Source organism: Mesorhizobium sp. AA23 (assembly GCF_001672435.1).
Taxonomy (GTDB): Bacteria; Pseudomonadota; Alphaproteobacteria; order Rhizobiales; family Rhizobiaceae; genus Mesorhizobium.
The window spans coordinates 219,635-237,443 of the sequence record NZ_LYTP01000029.1 but is presented as its reverse complement, the minus strand read 5'-3'; the positions used below and the strand labels follow the sequence as shown (position 1 = coordinate 237,443).

Sequence of the window (17,809 nt, the reverse complement as noted above, 5' to 3'; positions counted from 1 at the left end):
GGCTGACAGTCGGCGAAGTTATTCGCAAGCTGGTGGCCGATGGCTGATCTGGTTGCAACCAAAGGCAGCCATCGCCAATATAGATCAAAGCCGGCCGCGTCACCGTGGCCGGCCGCACTGGCCTAATTGTCCAAGAGCTTCCATGATCGACCACATCACCATCGAAGTGTGCGACCTCGAACAGAGCAAGCTCTTCTACGAAAAGGCTTTTGCGCCCTTGGGCTACAGCCTCTCCTTCGGCAAGGAGGGCGTGTTCTGGGCCTTCGATGTCGGCAATGGCTGCCTGTTCGAGATCCAGAGCACCGGCGAGAAGCCGCCGCTCACCCATCTGCATGTCGCGTTCCGGGTGAAGAGCAAGGCGGAGGTCGATGCGTTCTATAGGGCGGCGCTGGAGGCAGGTGCCGCAGACAATGGCGCGCCCGGGCCGCGTCCGGACTACGCGGCGAACTACTACGCCTGCTTCGTGCTTGATCCCGACGGTTACAACATCGAGGCGATGATCAACGAGGCGTGACGGGCGATGCCCTTCGGCTTCGTCATTCTAGGGCGGAGCAAGGAGCGAAGCGACGCAGCGCAGACCCTAGAATCCATGCCGTTACATCAAGGCGCTGCGGCGTTTCAGAATTCTGCACGCTGCGCCCTACGGCAATGGTCACGGCATGGGTCCTCGGGTCAAGCCCGAGGACGACGAAAGCCCGATGGACGGCCTCTCCTCCGCTCTTGTGGGGAGAAGGGAGCGCCGCCCGTCAATCCTTGAACGTGATCCCGTATTTCGCCGCCTGTTCCTTCGGCATGTCGGCCAGCGCTTGGCGCACCGTGTAGCCGCCATAGACGTCGCCGCCGTTGCGGATCATCCAGTCCTCGACATCGGCCTCGGCAACCGTCATGCGGTCGCCCATCTTGTATTGGTTGCCGTTGACCGGCTTGTCGGCCAGCAATCCGACGAAGCGGCCGTCGCTAAAAGCCACAAGCTGCATCCAGATATGCTCGGTGGCGCCGTTCTGGGTCAGCGGGAACTTGACCGTATAGGTGCCAGGCGTGCGGGCGGCCATCAACTCATGGAAGCGGGGTAGCGTCGAGTGGCCCTTGGCCTTAGCGCCCTGCATCGCCTCGTCGGTGGTTGAATAGGCGACCACATTGGCGTTGGGCGTATTGCTGCGCAGGTGCGAATTGAAAAATCCGTAGCCGACGGCGGCCACCACAGCGGCAGTGACAATCAGTTTGCGCATAGACCCCTCCAAGACGCGATCACGAACACGTTACCGGAAGGCCGTTGCCGCGCCGCTAAGGGAGACGGTGAGTCGATGGTTAGAGAAATCCTGAAATTGCCGTCGATCGCCGCCCCGCGCCGGGTGAAGCATACGGCCTCAATTCGCGTCGGCCACCACCTCGCCGCCGCCCAGCCACCTGCGCCACTGCCGCTCGTCGCCGTGGAAGACATTGAGGTCGATGCGGCCGCTCACGCCATGCGACAGGCCGGAGCCCGAATATTGCCAGAACAGCCAGTTGCGGCCCGGATAGACCTTTGACGGATGGGCGGCCACCGCGCGCAGCCAGAACGGATAGTCGAGAAATGCACCACGCAGATTGTCGCGATAAAAATCCGGCGACGTGTAGATGATGGGCCGCTGGCCGTAGTGGCGCTCCAGCTTGTCCATGAACACCTGCATCTTCTCCAGCACCTTCTGGCGCGAAGGCCGGCGCTTGCAGGAGGACTCGCCGTTCCACTCGACATCGATGACCGGCGGCAGCGCGCCCTGGACTCGCGGCACGTTGCGGATGAACCAGTCGGCCTGCTCGCCGGCGGTGCGGCACCAGTAGAAGAAATGATAGGCGCCGCGCTTCAGCCCGGCGGCATCGGCGCCGCGCCAGTTTTTCATGAACATCGGATCGAGATGGTCGCCGCCGTCGGTCGCCTTGATGTAGGCGAAGTTGGCGCCCTGGGCGCGCAGCTTTTGCCAGTTGATATTGCCCTGCCAGCGCGACACGTCGACGCCATGGACGGCAAGGTGCCTGGGCGAGGCGCGCCCGAAATTGATCGGTTTGGCATCGCGAAAGGCATAGCGGGTAACAGGGCCAGCCAGCATCGCGGGCGCTGCGCGCGACAGCCGCTTCGGCGGCGAGACGAGTGCTGCGGCCTCGACCGGAGGCTCGACCGTATCCGGCAGGTCCGGCGCCGGGAATGCCACCGTCTCTTCCTCGGCCAAGCCAAAGGGACGCGAATTCTCGACGTCAAGACGCGAGTTCTCGCCCCCTGGACGCGCGTTGTCCTCGTCAACACGAGCATTCTGGTCGCCAGGCAGCGACGCCGGCGGCCTGATGCGCGCGGCGCCCGCCATGGAAACGGTCTCCACCGTCATCGCAGCGTCGGCGGTCTTCACTGCCTTCGTTACTGGCGCGCTTGGCCGCATGACCGAACTGGTCGTCTCGTTCGACGGCATCTGCAAGGCATCGACGCCCGAGGTAGACGAGCAGCCGGCAAGGCAGAGCCCTGCAAGCACGAAACTGACGACGCCAAAAATCCGCATCTTGACCTGTACGCAAAACAAAACAGACCGAGGGCCGGAACAGCGCCGCCGGAAGCCCCATTCCTAATGAGAAATTACCAACAAAGTTTGAATCAAAATTTACCTTTGGTTCAGCGGGGCGATTCGCCAGGCGAGCCGACAATGAAAGCTCCGCCTTTGTTTCCACGCAATTTCCGAACGGCAAACCCGCTTCTCGGTTTTCCTCGAATTGCTCAGCGCCTGAACACGCCGATCATCGGCCCGAGATTCCAGAAATCGTCGTTGCGGCCAATGGCCGGCGCATAGAGGCTGGAGATCGAGCCGTCGAGGAAGAGCGCGTTGGGACAGCCGAGTTCGTCGCGGAACAGGCGCGCGAATTCGTGGAAAGTCACCACGTCGTTCGAGATGGCGAAGACGACGACGCCGTCGCCACGCACGCCGACGCCGTCGCGGATTTTTCGCGAAGGGCTGTCGGCCTGGAATTTCGGATGGAGCTTGCCGTCGATGACCAGCATCGGCCCGGACTGGGTGGCATAGTCCACCTTCGGGGAACGCTTCAGATAATCCTTCGTCGCGCGAACGCCGGCCTTGCCGTCGCTAAGATAAAAGATGCCGTTGGGCTGCATCGAGAAATTGCCGGAGCCGGCCCCGGTCTTCGCCGACGCGATCTGCTGCCCGCGCTCGACATAGAGACCGACCGGCGCGAGATTGGGATGGTACATGCCGGCATTGATGCCGAAGAGGATGGTGCGTCCGGCCGCCTGCTGGGCGCTTCGAAGATTGTGCAGCGACTGGTAGAGCTTGCCGTCGGGATCCTTCCAGAACAGCTCGATCGAGTAATGCTTCGGGTCCGTCTCGCAGACGAGATAGGTCGCGGTCTCGAAGGTGTGATTGCGGCATGGCGGCAGCGCTGCGACCCATTGGCTGAGCCCCAGGCCCGCACCGACTACTGCCGGCACCGCCGATTTCACCAGCGCTGCCAGCAACGGCAGCGATTGCAGCAGCGTTGCAATGTCCATAGGCGCACCCGAAGCAAGGTTCAGGTGCCGGTATAGCGGATTCGGTGAAAGCCTCTAGCTCAGCCAGCCGACGGCGACGCCGATCAGCAGCACGACGCCGAGCAGGCCGCGATAGATGACGAAGGGCCAGGCGGAAAAGCGCTCGAGCACGCGCATCAGTCCCCATATGGCGAAGAAGGCGGAAATCGAAGCGACGACGAGGCCGACCGCCAGGACCGACCAGCCATAAGCGCCGAGGTGAATCTTGTGCAGTTCCCAAAGCTCCTTCAGGCCTGCCAACGCGATGGCCGGCAGGCCGAGCAGGAAGGAAAGCCGCGCCGCCTCCGGGCGGGCATAGCCAAGACCCAGCGCCGCCGTCAGCGTCGATCCCGAGCGCGACACGCCGGGAATGAGCGCGCCGACCTGGGCCACGCCGACGAGCAAGGCGTCGAGCACGGAGACCTTGTCCAGGGTCAGCCTGTGGCGGGCATAGATTTCCGAGAGCGCAAGCAGCACGGCCATGGCGATGCAGGCCCAGCCGATCACGGCAAGCCCGCGCAGCGGCGAGTTGCAGGCATTGAGCACGCTGGATAGCGCAAGGCCGGCGATGACGATCGGAACGGTTGCAAGCACGATGCCGATCGCCAGGCGGAAATAGCGGTTGGCATAATCGCGGCGCGTGAGCGCCGCCAGCGACCCCACCGCGACTTCCCTGACATCGCTCCAGAAATAGCTGATCACCGCGGCAAGGGCCGCGAGTTGCATAGCCGCAGAAAAGGCCGAGCCCGGGTCCTGCCAGCCAAGCACGGCGGGCACGACGCGCATATGCGCCGTCGAAGAGATCGGCAGCAGTTCGGTGATGCCTTGCACGATGCCGAGAAACGCCACCTTGGCGTAGCCCAGGCTTACGAAGCCGGTGTCCAATCCCTGCGTGCAGACGTCCGTCATCCCTGTCCTTTCCCCGGCGAAAAATGAATTGTTATGCGCAAAGCCCCTCAAGGACAGGCTTAGCCTCACGGTACGGCGAAGCCAATTCACGGATTTGTAAGGTGCCGCTTATCCTGCTTGACAACAGGCGCCTCCATATTATCATACGCTAATCTTACACTGTAAGGCAGATCGGAGGAGGACTAGCATGTCGACTGCCGCCCTCTCGGAACTGCAGCCGGTCGTCCCGCCGGTGTCGCACCATCCGGAAATCGGGATCGAGGAGGTCTCGCGTGATTTGAGCCGCGCCATCGAGCGCGCAGAGGTCAATGCCTGGCTCGATCTCTACGATGCCGCGCCCACGGAATTCGCCGCGCGGCACGGCTTGTCGCTCGCCCGCGACGGCGACCTCGTCTGGACCACCTGCGCGACGATCCCTTTCATCCATTTCAACTGCGTGAAGAACATCGGCGTCGACGGCCCGGCCACGGAAGCTCAGCTCGATTCGCTACTGGCGCATTACCGCGCTGCCGGCATCTTGCGGCCGTGGTTCTGCACAAGCCCGCACACCGAGCCTTCCCGGCTGCGCTGCTGGCTTGAAGCGCGCGGGCTCCAGCATCAGAGTGGCTGGGAACGAATTTTTCGCGACGCAACGCCGCTGCCTGCCGAGCCGCTGTTCCCGGCAGACGATCTGTCGGTCGAAGAGGTTACGTCCAAGACCGCTCCCGAATGGGCTTCCTTCATCGATGCGAAGTACAGGCTGCCCACCTCGCCCTGGCTTATGGCCCTGGTCGGCCGCGAGGGTTGGCGTCACTACATGCTGAAACGCGATGGCGCCGTGGCTGCCGTGCGTTCAATGTTCATCTCGGATGGCGCCGCCTGGAGCGGGATCGACGCCCCGGTGCCTGGCATCATGGCGCCGAGCTTCGACCTCGACGCCATGCTTGGCGAAAGGCTGGTCCGCGACGGCATAGCCGCCGGCGCAAGACTGTTCGTCGCCGACATCGAGGCGCCGCGCCCCGAACGCGACGGTCCGGCCTACCGCAACTACGCCCGGCTCGGCTTCAAAATTGCCTATCTCCGCAGTCATTACAGCTATTTGCCGGCGCATTCGAGCTGATCGGAAAGACCTAAAGCGCGTCAGTTCGGCGCGACGCGCTTTAGCGGTACAGCCATTGCTTCAGGCAGCTTCTGGCCACGATATGCGCCGGCGGCAGCACCGGCTGGTCGAAGCGGGAATCGTCGGCAGCCCTGTCGCGAGCCTTTTCCAAGAGCAGGCGAAGCTCGGCCGGGCGCACGCGGTCTCGCTCCATCACGAGTTGGATCATCGGGTCGTTCAAAAGCTCGTCCAGGGGGTTGCTGCTCTCGCTCATCCGTCGCCTCCTCGATGCCTTCCCGCGTGGCGCTTTAGATAGGCAGCCAATGATGGCCCGCCAATGACGCTTTGCCGGCTATCTCGTGAATCGAAGATGAAATTTTTGTGCAGGCATTCTTCCTTCTCCCATTGTTGTGGGAGAACGGAAAACTCTATGCCGGCGGTGCCCCCTCATATTGCGGCAGGCCGTCATCCAGCCGCACCCAAGGCTGCTTCGAAGCGGTCCAGAAATGCATGTCGGGCTTGAACGCGGACGGATCGTCGAGCGAGCCGGATGTGACGCCGAGAATGCCCCTGGAGTCACGTCGCGAAAACATCGTCGTGCCGCAAGCCGGGCAGAAGCCACGCTTGAGGTCCGGCGAGGAATTGACCGTCGCCACCGGCCCCTCGATCGTGACATCATCGATGCGAAACAGGAGCCGCGCATTGAAGGCGGCGCCGATCGCCTTCTGGCACAGCCGGCAATGGCAGACGCGCTCGTTGATTGGTTCGGCCTCGGCGCGATAGCGCACTGCGCCGCACAGGCATCCGCCCTGGTATTTCGCCATTTCCAAGTACCCGATTGACAGGAAGGCCGGCACGGTAGCGGCGAACATCGGAGCGTCAATTAAAAAGCATTGATAGGACGCGATCGCTCACGGTGATGCCGGGCTGACACGGCAACAGATAGGATGGCGTCAGTGGCGCCGCGCCTGGACGAGGTAGGCATCGATCTCGGTTTCGCCGAGCCATTTGGCGGCTTCCAGCCGGTGCAGCCCTTCGACCAGGACATGACGCTTGCCGTCGTGGCGCACCTGGATCGGCATCTTCATGCCGTTCTCGAGGATATCCTCGGCAAGATGGCGCACCGTCTCCGGATGCAGCGTCTTGCGCCTCGCCATCGGCACATAGATGTCGTCGACCTTGACCCTTTGCACGCGCAGCATCTTGGCTCCCGGCGTTCAAACATCGCCTGAAGATCAAATAAGCCGTTTGCCGGATAAGGCCAAGCGCCTGCTGGCCCGATCGTTTCCATTTGACGCTTGGCCGCCCTACGGTCTCAATGGCGACCTCTTGGTTTCGGTTTTTCCATGACGCAACGGCCCGCCGACTTTCCCGATTTCGGACTGACGCCCGAGCAGCGCCGGGAGGCGGTGCGCGGGCATTATTACGAGTGGCCCGGCATGGACGGCTCGAGCGGCGAGATCTGGTGCTACAGCGACCGCTTTTCCTATCGTCCGGGCGAGACGGTGACGCTTTTCGTCAGCTCGACGGCCCCGCAATTCAGGATTGTCATCGTCCGCGACGGCGGCGATGAAACCAAGGTCTTCGATGGGTCGGGACTGTCGGCGCGCTGGCAGGAAACGCCCGAGCAATGTTCGGTCGACGGCTGCGGCTGGGAAGCCTCGTTCGAATTCCGCATCGGCGATGACTGGCCGTCGGGAGCTTACCGTGTCAGGCTTTCGGCTGAAGGGCCGGACGGCACGCCGATCGAGAGCCACCACCTCTTCATCGTCGCGCCCCTGCCCGGCCGCAAGCCTGGTCGCCTGCTGCAGATCGCCGCGACCGGCACCTGGCTCGCCTATAACACCTGGGGCGGCTCCAACCACTATCAGGGCATCACCGGCCCGAACCGCGACCGATATGCCACGATGGTCTCCACGCAACGCCCTTGGTGCCGCGGCTTCGTCGTGCTGCCCAAGGATGCACCGCGCGTGCCGCTGGAAGTCGCGATGCCGCCGAAGACCGTGCCGCGTTATCCGCATATGGAATGGGCCTTTGCCACGGGACATTCGAAGAAATACGCGTCTTCCGGCTGGGCAAGCTACGACAGCCATTTCTTCCGCTTTGCCGAACGCGCCGGATATCAGGTCGACCTCGCCAGCCAGCACGAGCTGCACTTCTCGCCGGAAATCCTCGACGGCTATGATTGCGTCGTCTTCGTCGGCCACGACGAATACTGGACCTGGGAGATGCGCGACGCGGTGGACGCTTATGTCGAGCGCGGCGGCCACGCGGCGCGCTTCGCCGGCAATTTCATGTGGCAGACCAGGCTGGAGGACGAGGGCCGACGCCAGGTTTGCTACAAATACCGGGCGCGGGCCGAAGACCCGGCCTATCGCGGCGGCGACATCACCCGCGCCACCAATTCCTGGGAAGCGCCGGAGATCGGGCGTCCGGGCAGCGCTACCTTCGGCCTCAACGCGACGCGTGGCGTCTATGCCGGCTGGGGCGGCTGCGCGCCGCGCGGCGTGCGCGGCTTCCCTGTTTACCGCCCCGAGCACTGGGCCTTCGCCGGCACCGGCATCTATTATGGCGACCTGCTTGGCGCCGACAGCCATGTCTATGGCTATGAGGTCGACGGGCTCGATTTCGAGATACGCGGCGGCCTGCCCTACCCGACTGCGGAGAGCGGAGCGCCGGACGGCTTGCAGGTGCTGGCCGTCGGCCTGGCGAGCCAGGTCGAGGAAAGCGCCGACATTCCGATCGAAGACCAGTTCCTCACCGACGAGGACGGCCGCTTCACCGCCGAGACTTTGTTCGGCGAGGCCAGCGACGCCAACCTCGACAAGGTCAAGCGCGGCAACGGCATGATCGTCAATTTCCCGCGCGGCAAGGGCGAAATCTTCCACGTCGGAAGCTGCGAATGGGTCGCCGGTCTGCTAAGGCAGGACGCGATGGTCGAACGCGTCACCAAGAATGTTCTCGACCGCTATCTCGGAAAGTCCTGACATGCCGACACCGGAAGTGCAGCCCTCGCCTGGAGCCGAAGCGCGGCCGCTGTCGCATTTGTTCTATCTCTCCAGCCTGCGCCGGCCACTCGTCGACCGCGCCGAGGGCATCTATTTCTGGACCAAGGACGGCCGCCGCTTCATCGATGGTTCGAGCGGACCGATGGTCGCCAATATCGGCCATTCCAACCGCAACGTCCTCGACGCCATGAAGCGGCAGATGGACAAGACCACCTTCGCCTATCGGCTTCATTTCGAGAACGAACCGGCGGAAGAACTGGCGCGGGCACTGGCTCACAAGCTGCCCGAAGGCATGGACCGCATCTTCTTCGTCTCGGGCGGCTCGGAAGCGACCGAATCCTGCATCAAACTCGCCCGGCAATGGGCGGTCGCCACCGGGCAGCCGAAGCGCTGGAAGGTGATCACCCGCTTCCCGTCCTATCACGGTGGCACGCTGGGTTCGCTCGCCATCACCGGCGACGACGCGCTTGCCGAGACTTTTACGCCGTTGATGCGGGTGATGCCGACGGTGCCGGCGCCGGCCGCCTGGCGCGATCGCGACAACCTCTCGATGGAGCAGCGCGGCATCCGTTATGCCGACATGCTCGAAGACAAGATACAGGCCGAGGGCCCGGGAAGCGTGCTCGCCTTCATCATGGAACCCGTCGGCGGCGCGGCAACGGCAGCCCTTGTCGCGCCCGACAGCTACTATGCGCGCATCCGCGAGATATGCGACCGCTACGGCATCCTGCTCATCCATGACGAGGTGATGAGCGGTGCCGGCCGCACCGGTAAATTTTTGGGCGGCGACCATTGGAACTGCAAGCCGGACATCGTCGCGCTGTCAAAAGGGCTGGGCTCCGGCTATGCGCCGCTCGGCGCGCTGGCGGCTCCCATGCGACTGGTCGAGCCGCTGCTCGCCTCCGGCGGCTTCCAGCACGGCCACACCTATGCTGGCAATCCGCTTGCCTGTGCGGCCGGCCTTGCGGTGCTGAGCGAAATGGACCGGCTCGATCTCATCGCCAACGCCGCCACCATGGGGGATGTGCTGATCGCAGAATTGAAGGCGTTGCAGAAGCGTTTCCCTTTCATCGCCGACGTGCGCGGCAAGGGCTTGCTGCTCGGTGCCGAGATGGTCGCCGATCCGGAGACGCTGACGCCGATCGCGCCGGCGAAAAAGGCAACGCAACGCCTGCTCGACCACGCCTATGCGCGCGGCCTGATCATCTATGGCCGCAAGGTCAAGGGCGGCGTCGACGGCGACAATTTCATGGTGGCGCCGCCGATGATCATCACGCGCGAGCAGATCGGCGAGATGATCGCCATCATCGGCGACTCGCTCGAGGCGCTGGCGGAGGAACTCGATCTGCCGGTTGCAGGCTGAGGGTGAAATGGCGCTGTGAGACGTCCTGAGATGTTCGCGATCCTTCGCTCCCCCCTCTGGCCGGCCAGCCATCTCCCCCACGAGGGGGGAGATCCGATGTCGCTGTCGCTTTCGCCAATCGCCGACGTTGCAGGAACCGCGCCGTCGGTGCACCTGCTGATCTCCCCCCTTGCGGGGGAGATGTCCGGCGGGACAGGGGGGGGTGCCCGGGCGCCATACTTGTCGTGAGCACAATTATCCTCCGCCCCGCCCAAATCGAGGATGCCGAAACCATCCATGCCGCCTTGCTGCGCCTCGGTACCCACATCGGCGCGCATCAAGAGATCACCTCGACACCGGATGACCTCCGCCGCTACGGCTTCGGCGCAAAGCCCGCCTTTTCGACCTTGATCGCCGAGGTCGACGGCGAGTTTGCCGGGCTCTGCCTGCACTTTCCGATCTTTTCGACCTGGATGGGCCGGCCCGGGGTCTTTGTGCAGGACCTCTATGTCGAGGACCGCTTTCGCGGCTGCCGCATCGGTGAGAAGCTGTTGCGGCGCGTGGCCAAGGAGTGTCGCGCTGCAGGCGGCGTCTATCTCAGGCTCTCCGTCGACACCGATAACGAAACCGCGAAGACCTTCTATGAAAAGCTCGGCATCGGCTGGTCGAGCTACGAGCAGGTGCACAAGATTGTCGGCGAGTCCTTTTTTGCCTTTGCCGACGCGCCGGAGGACGAACGATGAAAGCCTTCTATGCCGAGGAACAGAAGCGCCATGACCCGAAGGCCTTCCTTTCCAGCGGCGCGCCGCAACCCAATCCGGAAAAGCCGGAACGGGTCGAGAGATTGCTAGCCGGCGCAAGATCGGCCGGTGTGACGATCGAACGGCCCAACGACCATGGCCTTGGGCCGATCGCCGCCGTGCATACGCCCGAATATCTCGACTTTCTCGAGCACATCTTCGCGCGCTGGCAACGCATCGATGGCGCCTCGGCGGAGGTCATCCCGAACATCCATCCAATCGGCCGCGGCGGCTCCTATCCGGCCTCGGCGGTCGGCCAGGCCGGCTATCATATGGCCGACACAGCCTGCCCGATCTCGGCAGAGACCTGGAACAGTGCGCTCTGGAGCGCCTGGAGCGCGGTGGAAGCCGCCGAAGCCGTGATGGCCGGCGCGACGGCGGCTTACGCGCTCTGCCGCCCGCCTGGCCATCACGCCTTTGCCGACGTGGCGGGCGGCTTCTGCTTCATCAACAATTCGGCGGTCGCCGCGCAGGTGCTGAGAAAGGACGCGCGACGTGTCGCCATACTCGATGTCGACCTGCATCACGGCAACGGCACCCAGGGAATCTTTTACGCCCGACCGGATGTTTTGACCGTCTCGCTGCATGCCGATCCGGTGCGCTTCTACCCCTTCTTCTGGGGCCATGCCGACGAGCGCGGCGAAGGGGCGGGCCTCGGCTACAACCTCAACCTGCCGCTGCCGCGCAAATCCGGCGACGCGGCCTTTCTGGAAGGGCTGAAAACAGCCTTCCGGCGCATCCGTGCCTTCGCGCCGGAAGCGCTGGTTGTCGCGCTCGGCCTCGACGCATTCGAAGGCGATCCGTTCGGAGGCCTTTCGGTGACGACGCCCGGCTTCGCGCGCATCGGCGAGGCGATCGCCGGCCTTGGCCTGCCGACGGTCATCATCCAGGAGGGCGGCTACCTCTGCGATGCGCTCGGCGACAACCTCACCGCTTTCCTGACCGGCTTTGGCGGGAAGAAAGGATAGTTCAGGCGCGCTGCTGCCTCAGCATTGCAATGACGCGATGTACGCTTTCCAGCGTCTCGTCGATCTCTGCGGCTGTGTTGTAATGCGCGATGCCGATGCGCACGACGCCCTGCTCCGGCGGAATGCCGAGTTGGTGGACGATCTCCCATGCATAGTTGTGGCCGGACCACAGGAAGATGTTCTCGGCATTCATCTGTCGCACGATCGTTTCCGGCGCGATGCCCTCTACCGTGAAGGAAATTGTCGGCACGCGATCGCCGAAGCGTTCCGGGTCGGTAATGCCGCGGATAGTCAGCCCCTCGATGTCCGACAAGCCCTCGATCAACTGCCGGGCGAGCGCGTTCTCGTAAGCGATCGACACTTCGAAGGCTCTCGCTATCCGCTGCCGCCGCGAACCGCCCTCGCCGGCTGCGGCGCCGAGATCGGCGAAGTAGTCGACCGCTGCGGTCAACCCAGCCATCAGCTCGATCTGCGGCGTGCCGAGCTCGAATCTTTCCGGCAGGTGGTTGGACGAGCAGCGGCATTTGTAGGGTTTCAGCGCATCGATGACGTCGCGGCGGCCCCACAATATACCCATATGCGGCCCGAAGAATTTATAGGCCGAGCAGACCAGGAAATCGCAGCCCAGCGCCTGAACGTCGATCAGCCCGTGCGGCGCGAATTGCACCGCGTCGACATAGACCAGCGCCCCGGCCTGCTTGGCGAGTGCCGTCAGCTCGCTCACGCGGTTGATCGAGCCGGTGAGGTTCGAGGCATAGTTCAGCGCCACAAGCCGCGTCCTTTCCGAAAGCAGCGCCTTCAGCCGCGCTTCCTCGACCTGCCAGCTCTTGTCGTCGAAGGGCAGGAAACGCACGACAAGGCCGAGATCCTCTGCAAGCTGCAGCCAGGGCGAGACATTGCCCTCGTGGTCCATGCGGGTGAGGATGATCTCGTCGCCCGGCTTCATCGTCCGGCCGAGTGTGCGCGACATGTGGTAGGTCAGCGTCGTCATATTGGCGCCGATGATGATTTCCTCGACGCTCGCCGCACCGAGAAAATCGGCCATCGCCGCATGCGCATCATCGACCACCTGCTGCGCCGCGAGCGTCGTTTCGAAGAAGCCGCCGAGGTTGGCGTTTGTCGTTAGCAGGCAGCGCGAGACCGCATCCGCCACCGCCTGCGGCACCTGGGTTCCGGCGGGATTGTCGAGATAGATGCGACGGCGGCCCTTGTCGGTCAGCGAAAGTGCTGGAAACCGTCCGCGCACGAGCTCGATCGGAAAATCTGCCATCGCCTCCATCGCTCCGTCCTTCTCAATGATTTCCAGTCACGGGCAAGGGTTGCCGACGCGCTGGTGGATGGCATCGACCGCCTTCTGCATCTCCTCCGTCCAGCGGACCTCGACCGAAGACAGCGCCATGTCGAGCTGCGCGACGCTGGTGGCGCCGACGATATTCGCCGTCACAAAAGGCCGGCTCGTCACATAGGCGTTGGCGAAGAGCGCCGGCTCCATGCCGAAAGAGCGCGCCAGCTCGCTGTATTGGAGCAGCACTTCCGCCGCATTCGGCGTCTCGTAGCGCTGGCCGCGATTGAAGAGCTGCGTGCGAGAGCCTTGCGGCCGCGCGCCGTGATCATATTTGCCGGTGAGGTAGCCCTGCGCCAGCGGAGAATAAGGTAGAAACGCGATCTCTTCGCGTTGGCAGACTTCGGCCAGGTTCACCTCGAAGGTGCGGTTGACGAGATTGTAGGCGTTCTGCAGCGAGGCGACGCGCGGGCCGACGCCCTTGTCGGACTCGGCCAGGAAACGCATGACGCCCCACGAGCTTTCGTTCGACAGGCCTAAATGGCGGATTTTTCCCGCCTTCACCAGTTCCTCGAAGACAGCTAGCGTCTCGGCGATCGGCGTCTCGTCCGCCGGCGCTCCGACAGCATCGGCCCGCCGCGCTACCGCCCCGACCCGCGTCGGGTTCGAACCCCAGGGAATGTCCCGGTCCGGCCAATGAATCTGGTAGAGATCGATGTAATCGGTGCGGAGCTTGGCGAGCGACTTCTCGACCGCATCGAAAATGTCGGCGCGCACAAGCTTCGATGGCCGGCCGCCGCGAAACCAGGCGTTGGCCGTGCGGCCGACCACTTTCGAGGCGATGATGACCTTGTCGCGGTTGCCCCTGGTCTTCATCCAACTGCCGATGATCCTCTCGGTCCACCCTTGCGTCTCGGCTTTGGGCGGGATCGGGTAAAGCTCGGCGGTGTCGATGAAATTCACGCCGCGCGAGAAGGCCAGATCCATCTGGGCATGGCCTTCGGCCTCTGTGTTCTGCTGGCCCCAGGTCATCGAACCGAGGCAGATTTGCGAAACAAGGAGGTCTGTCCGACCGAGGCGGCGTTTTTGCATGAAATGTCTCCGGCGGGAGGTGGCGCGCGGCTGCGCGGGGAGGAATTCAAGCATAAGGCATAGGCCGGATTTTCTCCAAGCCGGTCCTGGCGACTTTTGCGTGAATTCGGAAACCGGTTAGCGTCGTGCCGCGGCCAGCGCGCGCCGCTTGGCCTCGTCGATCAGCATGTTGGCCACTTGCATGCGGATCATGGCGCGCTGACGCAGATGCGGGGCGACACGGTCCGGATGGTTGGCGAAGGCGAAGTTGCGTCGAATGCGCCCGAAATCGGTATCCTTCGCAGGGCGATCGAGGCCGAGCTCGCCGGCAATCGATTCAGGGTCGATCGGCGCCAGCTGTTCCTCAGGGCGATGCTCTTCCTCAGCGAGAGCCAGCTTGGCCTGGTCGAGAAGCGCGGCGAACTCGGCGGCAAGGTCGGCGCCCGCTTCGCGGTACTCGGCGGCGACGCTTTCGCCGGCGACCTTGATGCGGCCGGAGTGAAGCTCGTCCGCCACCGACAGATAGTCGAATGGAATCGAGGGCCGGGCGCCCCCGTCTTCGCCCTTCTCGGAAGCGATGATGAGGTCGTCGAGCAACGAAGCGAAATCCAGCTTGTTCCCGGTCCCGATCTCAGCCTCCTCCTGTCGCAACGGCGTTCATTGTTGCCGTCGACCATAGATCGCTGTCGTTAAAAATGAATGCCGACGACATTAACGATTTTGTTGCAGCCGCAGACGCCGGCCGGAAAGATCAAAGCCGCGCTGCATTTGATACCGACCGGCAGGTCGCCAGAGTGGCGAGGAAAAAGCCCACCCGCCAGGACCGTGCCGTACGGTCGAGTTTCCGCAAAAGTTTCAGAAGAGAAGCGATTTTGGCGGAAAAAATTCACCAGGCATGGCTGCCATGCGCTTGCTGCACTGCACAATTGTAACAAATCACCTATATTCTCGGCGTGTGGAGGACAAACAAGGGGCTGGAATATGGGGTTCTTCACCGAAATGTTCGCGCGGCCGCGGCCGCAGGAACAACAGCGTTACCGATCGGCGCTCGCGCTGCTGAACGCGATGAGCAACGCCGACCGCGCCGATATCGGCATCAAGCCGGCCGACTTTCCGCGTATCGCCCGCGAGATGTCGATACGCTGATTCAACGATGAAAAAGAGGGTTCTCGGCCGCGCCGGGAAACCTCTCCGTGTTCAGCGTCCCAGGAAAATCGACTTGCCCAGCGGCACGCCATTGTGCCGCAGGATGTCGTATGCCGTGGTGATGTGGAAGTAGAAGTTCGGCATGGCTGCGTCGAGCAGATATTGCAGTCCGGCCATCGAGACCTCGCGTCCGGCAAGCCTCAATTCGATCGTCCGCTCCTCCGACCCGTCCAGATCGGCGGCCGAGAATGTCGCCAGATGATCGAGCGTCTTGGCGATTCGGGCGTGCAGCTCTGCGAAACTGGACTCGTTGTCCTCGTATTTCGGCACTTCGCGGCCGGCGAGCCGCGACGGCGCGCCCTTGGCATGATCGGTGGCGATCTGCACCTGCCGGGTCAGCGCGAACATGTCGGGCGCCAGCCTCGCGCTCAGAAACACCTGCGGGTCAATCTTGCGATCGGCGGCGTTCTGTTCGGCCAGCGACAGCACGCTGGCCAGCGCCTTCAGCCGGGCCGAAAAGACGGCCACGGAAATATCGTACATGGATATGGTCACGTGAGTTATCTCCCCAGGCGGCGTCAGCGCCGCGGGCCGTGAGCTAGCGCTTCCCGGCTCGATTCTTCAAGCAGCCCGTGCGCCCCCGTCACCGCCTCGCCGCAATCGCGGTGGTAGTATTTTCGTTATCGAGCGGAGATTCCCGATGAGACCTGCCCTTATCGCAGCGACTGCCTTGTTCTCCCTTGCGGCCATCGGCCGGTCGGCGCTTGCAGCCGAAGCTCCTTATATCGACGACCGGTCCAGTGCCGAGGCCGTTGTCCGCTCGCTCTACAGCGCGATCAACCGGCATGAATTCGCCCGCGCCTGGGGTTATTTCGGCGACACCAAGCCGGCAAAAGATTTCGACGCCTTCGTTAAAGGCTACGACAGCACCGACACGGTCGAGGTCAAGACCGGCGCGGTATCGGACGAAGGTGCTGCCGGCAGCATCTACTACAGCGTCCCTGTCGCCATCCAGGCCACCGACAAGAAGGGCGAAGCCAAGATCTTTGCCGGCTGCTACACGCTTCGCCAGGTCAACGCGCAGATCCAGGAACCGCCGTTCCAGCCGATCTTTATCGACAAGGGCGCCCTGAAACCGTCGACTTCGGATTTCCAGGATGCCGTGCCGACAAGCTGCGGCGACGGCCCGCCGCCGCCCAAGAAGGACGAGGCGCTGGAACAGGCCAGGAAGGCGTTCCTCGCCGCCTATGGCGAGCAGTGCGACAAGGAGAACCCGGAAGGCAAGCCGGCCGGCGAGCCGGACGCCTACTCGATCCATTACAAGGACAAGGACGCCGGAGCCGACGAGCCGGAGCGCGAGACGCGGCTCTTCCGCTTCTTCTGCTCGATGGCCGCCTACAATGAAAGCGCGGTCTATTACATCTATGACGACGTGTCCGGCGTCCGGCAGTTGCAGTTCGCCGCGCCGGAACTCGACATCCGTTACGAGAACAACAACAGCGAAGGCAAGGTCGAGGGCATCCACATCATCGGCTTCCTGACCGACGACCAGCTGGTCAATTCCGAATATGACGACAAGACCCAGACGATCACCTCGATGAACAAATGGCGCGGCGTCGGCGACGCTTCATCGACCGGCACCTATCTGTTCCGCCACGGCAATTTCTCGTTGGTGCAGTATGATGTCGATGCATCTTACGACGGCGAGATCAATCCCGAGACCGTCCTGGACTACAACACGCCGCCTTGATTAGGGCGCTTTCGTCAGCATCCAGTTCAGTGTGCCGCGCCAATCGACCATGCGGATCGGCGTGCCATGCGTGCCGGTCTCGAACCGCACGAAGCGGGTCGGATAGGTCTTCGATTTGGCGAGGATCGAGCGGAAGAACGCTTCCTGCTTCTCAACCTGGAAAACCACGTCACGGCTGCCCTGGCCGAAGAACACCGGCACGCGGCGCTTGAACGCCGGGCTGGTCAAGAAGCTTTCGTCCCAGAGCGAACCGAGCAGCAGGAGCCCACTGACGCGGGCGCCAATATCCTTGCGGTCGGCCAGCTTCCAGCAGAGAATACCGCCCATCGAGCCGCAGGCGACGAAGATTTTCGCGCCGGGCGATGTCTCTGCATAGTGGTCGATCAAAGCCGCGACTTGGGCGGCGCCCTTGTCGCCGAAATCGGGAAAGTCCGGCGAAAGATAAAGACCGCCATTTTCGGCCATCAAATTCTTGAGGCGGTTGAAATTACCGCCGAAGGTGAAGTCGTCGACGCCCTGCTTGCGGCTGCCGCCCTGCCCGTGCAGGTAAAGCACGATGATGGCGGCACCTTGCGTCTTGCCGACTGCGACATGCCGGACATCGCCGACATCGGTCTTCAGCATCAAGTCCTGCTGCATCTTGCGCACGCCGGGGTCGGTATATTGGGCATGCACACGCCTTTCCGGCACCTCGTCGCGCTGGTTGATGTCGCGCATCTCGCGATAGTCGATCACCGTATAGGCACCGTTGTCGCCGCTCAACAGCGTCGCCGGGTAAGCGAAAAGCTCGTCCTTGAAGGGTTTCAGCGACAACGTCTGGCCCTCGGCGGCAGAGAGCGAGAAAGCTGTTGCGGCGAGCAAAGTGAGCAGAGTTCGGCAGCGCAAAGACATTCCGAAGCCATGCGAAATTC

The 17,809-nt window shown here is 63.2% G+C and carries 20 protein-coding genes; 8 read left to right on the top strand and 12 right to left on the bottom strand.

Going from position 1 to position 17,809, the window contains the following annotated elements; all coding sequences use genetic code 11:
* Window positions 1-142 precede the first annotated feature (142 nt).
* Entirely contained in the window at window positions 143-514 is a 372-nt protein-coding gene (locus A9K66_RS23760) for a VOC family protein (protein ID WP_067328377.1), read from the top strand.
* Window positions 515-746: 232 nt separating this feature from the next.
* Here A9K66_RS23760 and A9K66_RS23755 read toward each other — a convergent pair whose 3' ends face one another.
* The 4 genes from A9K66_RS23755 to A9K66_RS23740 all read right to left on the bottom strand — a co-directional run bounded on the left by A9K66_RS23755 (window position 747) and on the right by A9K66_RS23740 (window position 4,453).
* A complete protein-coding gene (locus tag A9K66_RS23755) occupies window positions 747-1,229 on the bottom strand; it encodes a DUF2314 domain-containing protein (RefSeq protein WP_067328374.1) in 483 nt (160 codons plus the stop codon).
* Between the two features lie 138 nt (window positions 1,230-1,367).
* Window positions 1,368-2,528, bottom strand: coding sequence for a GH25 family lysozyme (locus A9K66_RS23750; RefSeq protein ID WP_067328372.1), 1,161 nt, complete (start codon window positions 2,526-2,528; stop codon window positions 1,368-1,370).
* A gap of 212 nt (window positions 2,529-2,740) precedes the next feature.
* Complete coding sequence (locus A9K66_RS23745) at window positions 2,741-3,526, bottom strand: phosphodiester glycosidase family protein (protein WP_067328370.1); 786 nt, start codon at window positions 3,524-3,526, stop codon at window positions 2,741-2,743.
* 54 nt (window positions 3,527-3,580) lie between these two features.
* The gene (locus A9K66_RS23740; RefSeq protein WP_066995237.1) at window positions 3,581-4,453 is read right to left on the bottom strand and encodes an undecaprenyl-diphosphate phosphatase; all 873 of its coding nucleotides are present in this window, start codon (window positions 4,451-4,453) and stop codon (window positions 3,581-3,583) included.
* 187 nt (window positions 4,454-4,640) lie between these two features.
* Between A9K66_RS23740 and A9K66_RS23735 the strand changes: the two genes are divergently transcribed.
* On the top strand, window positions 4,641-5,552 hold the full coding sequence (locus A9K66_RS23735) for a hypothetical protein (RefSeq protein WP_067328368.1): 912 nt from the start codon (window positions 4,641-4,643) through the stop codon (window positions 5,550-5,552).
* A gap of 40 nt (window positions 5,553-5,592) precedes the next feature.
* Here the strand turns inward: A9K66_RS23735 and A9K66_RS23730 are convergent, their stop codons facing one another.
* The 3 genes from A9K66_RS23730 to A9K66_RS23720 all read right to left on the bottom strand — a co-directional run bounded on the left by A9K66_RS23730 (window position 5,593) and on the right by A9K66_RS23720 (window position 6,733).
* Window positions 5,593-5,805, bottom strand: coding sequence for a hypothetical protein (locus tag A9K66_RS23730; protein WP_067328366.1), 213 nt, complete (start codon window positions 5,803-5,805; stop codon window positions 5,593-5,595).
* Between the two features lie 154 nt (window positions 5,806-5,959).
* On the bottom strand, window positions 5,960-6,355 hold the full coding sequence (locus tag A9K66_RS23725) for a GFA family protein (protein ID WP_067328478.1): 396 nt from the start codon (window positions 6,353-6,355) through the stop codon (window positions 5,960-5,962).
* 129 nt (window positions 6,356-6,484) lie between these two features.
* On the bottom strand, window positions 6,485-6,733 hold the full coding sequence (locus A9K66_RS23720; protein ID WP_066995224.1) for a ParB N-terminal domain-containing protein: 249 nt from the start codon (window positions 6,731-6,733) through the stop codon (window positions 6,485-6,487).
* 144 nt (window positions 6,734-6,877) lie between these two features.
* Here A9K66_RS23720 and A9K66_RS23715 point away from each other — a divergent pair, with 144 nt between their 5' ends.
* From A9K66_RS23715 to A9K66_RS23695, 4 genes are all read left to right on the top strand, one after another.
* Entirely contained in the window at window positions 6,878-8,518 is a 1,641-nt protein-coding gene (locus A9K66_RS23715; RefSeq protein WP_067328364.1) for a N,N-dimethylformamidase beta subunit family domain-containing protein, read from the top strand.
* A gap of 1 nt (window position 8,519) precedes the next feature.
* Entirely contained in the window at window positions 8,520-9,902 is a 1,383-nt protein-coding gene (locus A9K66_RS23710; RefSeq protein WP_067328362.1) for an aspartate aminotransferase family protein, read from the top strand.
* A 224-nt stretch (window positions 9,903-10,126) separates the two neighbouring features.
* Window positions 10,127-10,624, top strand: coding sequence for a GNAT family N-acetyltransferase (locus A9K66_RS23700; RefSeq protein ID WP_067328357.1), 498 nt, complete (start codon window positions 10,127-10,129; stop codon window positions 10,622-10,624).
* Complete coding sequence (locus A9K66_RS23695) at window positions 10,621-11,649, top strand: histone deacetylase family protein (RefSeq protein ID WP_067328355.1); 1,029 nt, start codon at window positions 10,621-10,623, stop codon at window positions 11,647-11,649. Before A9K66_RS23700 ends, A9K66_RS23695 begins: the two co-directional genes overlap by 4 nt.
* 1 nt (window position 11,650) lies before the next feature.
* Here A9K66_RS23695 and A9K66_RS23690 read toward each other — a convergent pair whose 3' ends face one another.
* The 3 genes from A9K66_RS23690 to A9K66_RS23680 all read right to left on the bottom strand — a co-directional run bounded on the left by A9K66_RS23690 (window position 11,651) and on the right by A9K66_RS23680 (window position 14,599).
* Window positions 11,651-12,919 (bottom strand): cysteine desulfurase-like protein, encoded by a 1,269-nt coding sequence (locus A9K66_RS23690; protein WP_067328476.1) that lies wholly within the window; start codon window positions 12,917-12,919, stop codon window positions 11,651-11,653.
* Window positions 12,920-12,955: 36 nt separating this feature from the next.
* Window positions 12,956-14,023, bottom strand: coding sequence for an aldo/keto reductase (locus tag A9K66_RS23685; RefSeq protein ID WP_067328473.1), 1,068 nt, complete (start codon window positions 14,021-14,023; stop codon window positions 12,956-12,958).
* 117 nt (window positions 14,024-14,140) lie between these two features.
* A complete protein-coding gene (locus A9K66_RS23680) occupies window positions 14,141-14,599 on the bottom strand; it encodes a hypothetical protein (protein ID WP_082954045.1) in 459 nt (152 codons plus the stop codon).
* Between the two features lie 384 nt (window positions 14,600-14,983).
* Between A9K66_RS23680 and A9K66_RS31655 the strand changes: the two genes are divergently transcribed.
* Window positions 14,984-15,148 (top strand): DUF1127 domain-containing protein, encoded by a 165-nt coding sequence (locus A9K66_RS31655; protein ID WP_082954041.1) that lies wholly within the window; start codon window positions 14,984-14,986, stop codon window positions 15,146-15,148.
* 51 nt (window positions 15,149-15,199) lie between these two features.
* Here A9K66_RS31655 and A9K66_RS23675 read toward each other — a convergent pair whose 3' ends face one another.
* Window positions 15,200-15,703 carry a DUF1993 family protein gene (locus A9K66_RS23675; protein ID WP_067328353.1) on the bottom strand — a complete coding sequence of 168 codons (504 nt, stop codon included), beginning with the start codon at window positions 15,701-15,703 and terminating at the stop codon, window positions 15,200-15,202.
* A gap of 145 nt (window positions 15,704-15,848) precedes the next feature.
* On the opposite strand from A9K66_RS23675, the gene A9K66_RS23670 reads away from it, so the two are divergent.
* Window positions 15,849-16,898 (top strand): DUF1176 domain-containing protein, encoded by a 1,050-nt coding sequence (locus A9K66_RS23670; protein ID WP_067328350.1) that lies wholly within the window; start codon window positions 15,849-15,851, stop codon window positions 16,896-16,898.
* Here the strand turns inward: A9K66_RS23670 and A9K66_RS23665 are convergent, their stop codons facing one another.
* Window positions 16,899-17,789, bottom strand: a complete 891-nt coding sequence (locus A9K66_RS23665) for an alpha/beta fold hydrolase (RefSeq protein WP_067328348.1) — start codon at window positions 17,787-17,789, stop codon at window positions 16,899-16,901.
* Window positions 17,790-17,809: the final 20 nt, after the last annotated feature.

Excerpts from the sequence above, each read along its gene's own strand:
- A9K66_RS23735 (WP_067328368.1), top strand. The coding sequence starts at position 4,641 with ATGTCGACTGCCGCCCTCTCGGAACTGCAGCCGGTCGTCCCGCCGGTG.
- A9K66_RS31655 (WP_082954041.1), top strand. The coding sequence starts at position 14,984 with ATGGGGTTCTTCACCGAAATGTTCGCGCGGCCGCGGCCGCAGGAACAA.
- A9K66_RS23710 (WP_067328362.1), top strand. The coding sequence starts at position 8,520 with ATGCCGACACCGGAAGTGCAGCCCTCGCCTGGAGCCGAAGCGCGGCCG.
- A9K66_RS23730 (WP_067328366.1), bottom strand. The coding sequence starts at position 5,805 with ATGAGCGAGAGCAGCAACCCCCTGGACGAGCTTTTGAACGACCCGATG.
- A9K66_RS23725 (WP_067328478.1), bottom strand. The coding sequence starts at position 6,355 with ATGGCGAAATACCAGGGCGGATGCCTGTGCGGCGCAGTGCGCTATCGC.
- A9K66_RS23760 (WP_067328377.1), top strand. The coding sequence starts at position 143 with ATGATCGACCACATCACCATCGAAGTGTGCGACCTCGAACAGAGCAAG.
- A9K66_RS23690 (WP_067328476.1), bottom strand. The coding sequence starts at position 12,919 with ATGGCAGATTTTCCGATCGAGCTCGTGCGCGGACGGTTTCCAGCACTT.
- A9K66_RS23750 (WP_067328372.1), bottom strand. The coding sequence starts at position 2,528 with ATGCGGATTTTTGGCGTCGTCAGTTTCGTGCTTGCAGGGCTCTGCCTT.
- A9K66_RS23740 (WP_066995237.1), bottom strand. The coding sequence starts at position 4,453 with ATGACGGACGTCTGCACGCAGGGATTGGACACCGGCTTCGTAAGCCTG.
- A9K66_RS23715 (WP_067328364.1), top strand. The coding sequence starts at position 6,878 with ATGACGCAACGGCCCGCCGACTTTCCCGATTTCGGACTGACGCCCGAG.
- A9K66_RS23670 (WP_067328350.1), top strand. The coding sequence starts at position 15,849 with ATGAGACCTGCCCTTATCGCAGCGACTGCCTTGTTCTCCCTTGCGGCC.
- A9K66_RS23685 (WP_067328473.1), bottom strand. The coding sequence starts at position 14,023 with ATGCAAAAACGCCGCCTCGGTCGGACAGACCTCCTTGTTTCGCAAATC.
- A9K66_RS23695 (WP_067328355.1), top strand. The coding sequence starts at position 10,621 with ATGAAAGCCTTCTATGCCGAGGAACAGAAGCGCCATGACCCGAAGGCC.
- A9K66_RS23720 (WP_066995224.1), bottom strand. The coding sequence starts at position 6,733 with ATGCTGCGCGTGCAAAGGGTCAAGGTCGACGACATCTATGTGCCGATG.
- A9K66_RS23665 (WP_067328348.1), bottom strand. The coding sequence starts at position 17,789 with ATGTCTTTGCGCTGCCGAACTCTGCTCACTTTGCTCGCCGCAACAGCT.
- A9K66_RS23745 (WP_067328370.1), bottom strand. The coding sequence starts at position 3,526 with ATGGACATTGCAACGCTGCTGCAATCGCTGCCGTTGCTGGCAGCGCTG.
- A9K66_RS23755 (WP_067328374.1), bottom strand. The coding sequence starts at position 1,229 with ATGCGCAAACTGATTGTCACTGCCGCTGTGGTGGCCGCCGTCGGCTAC.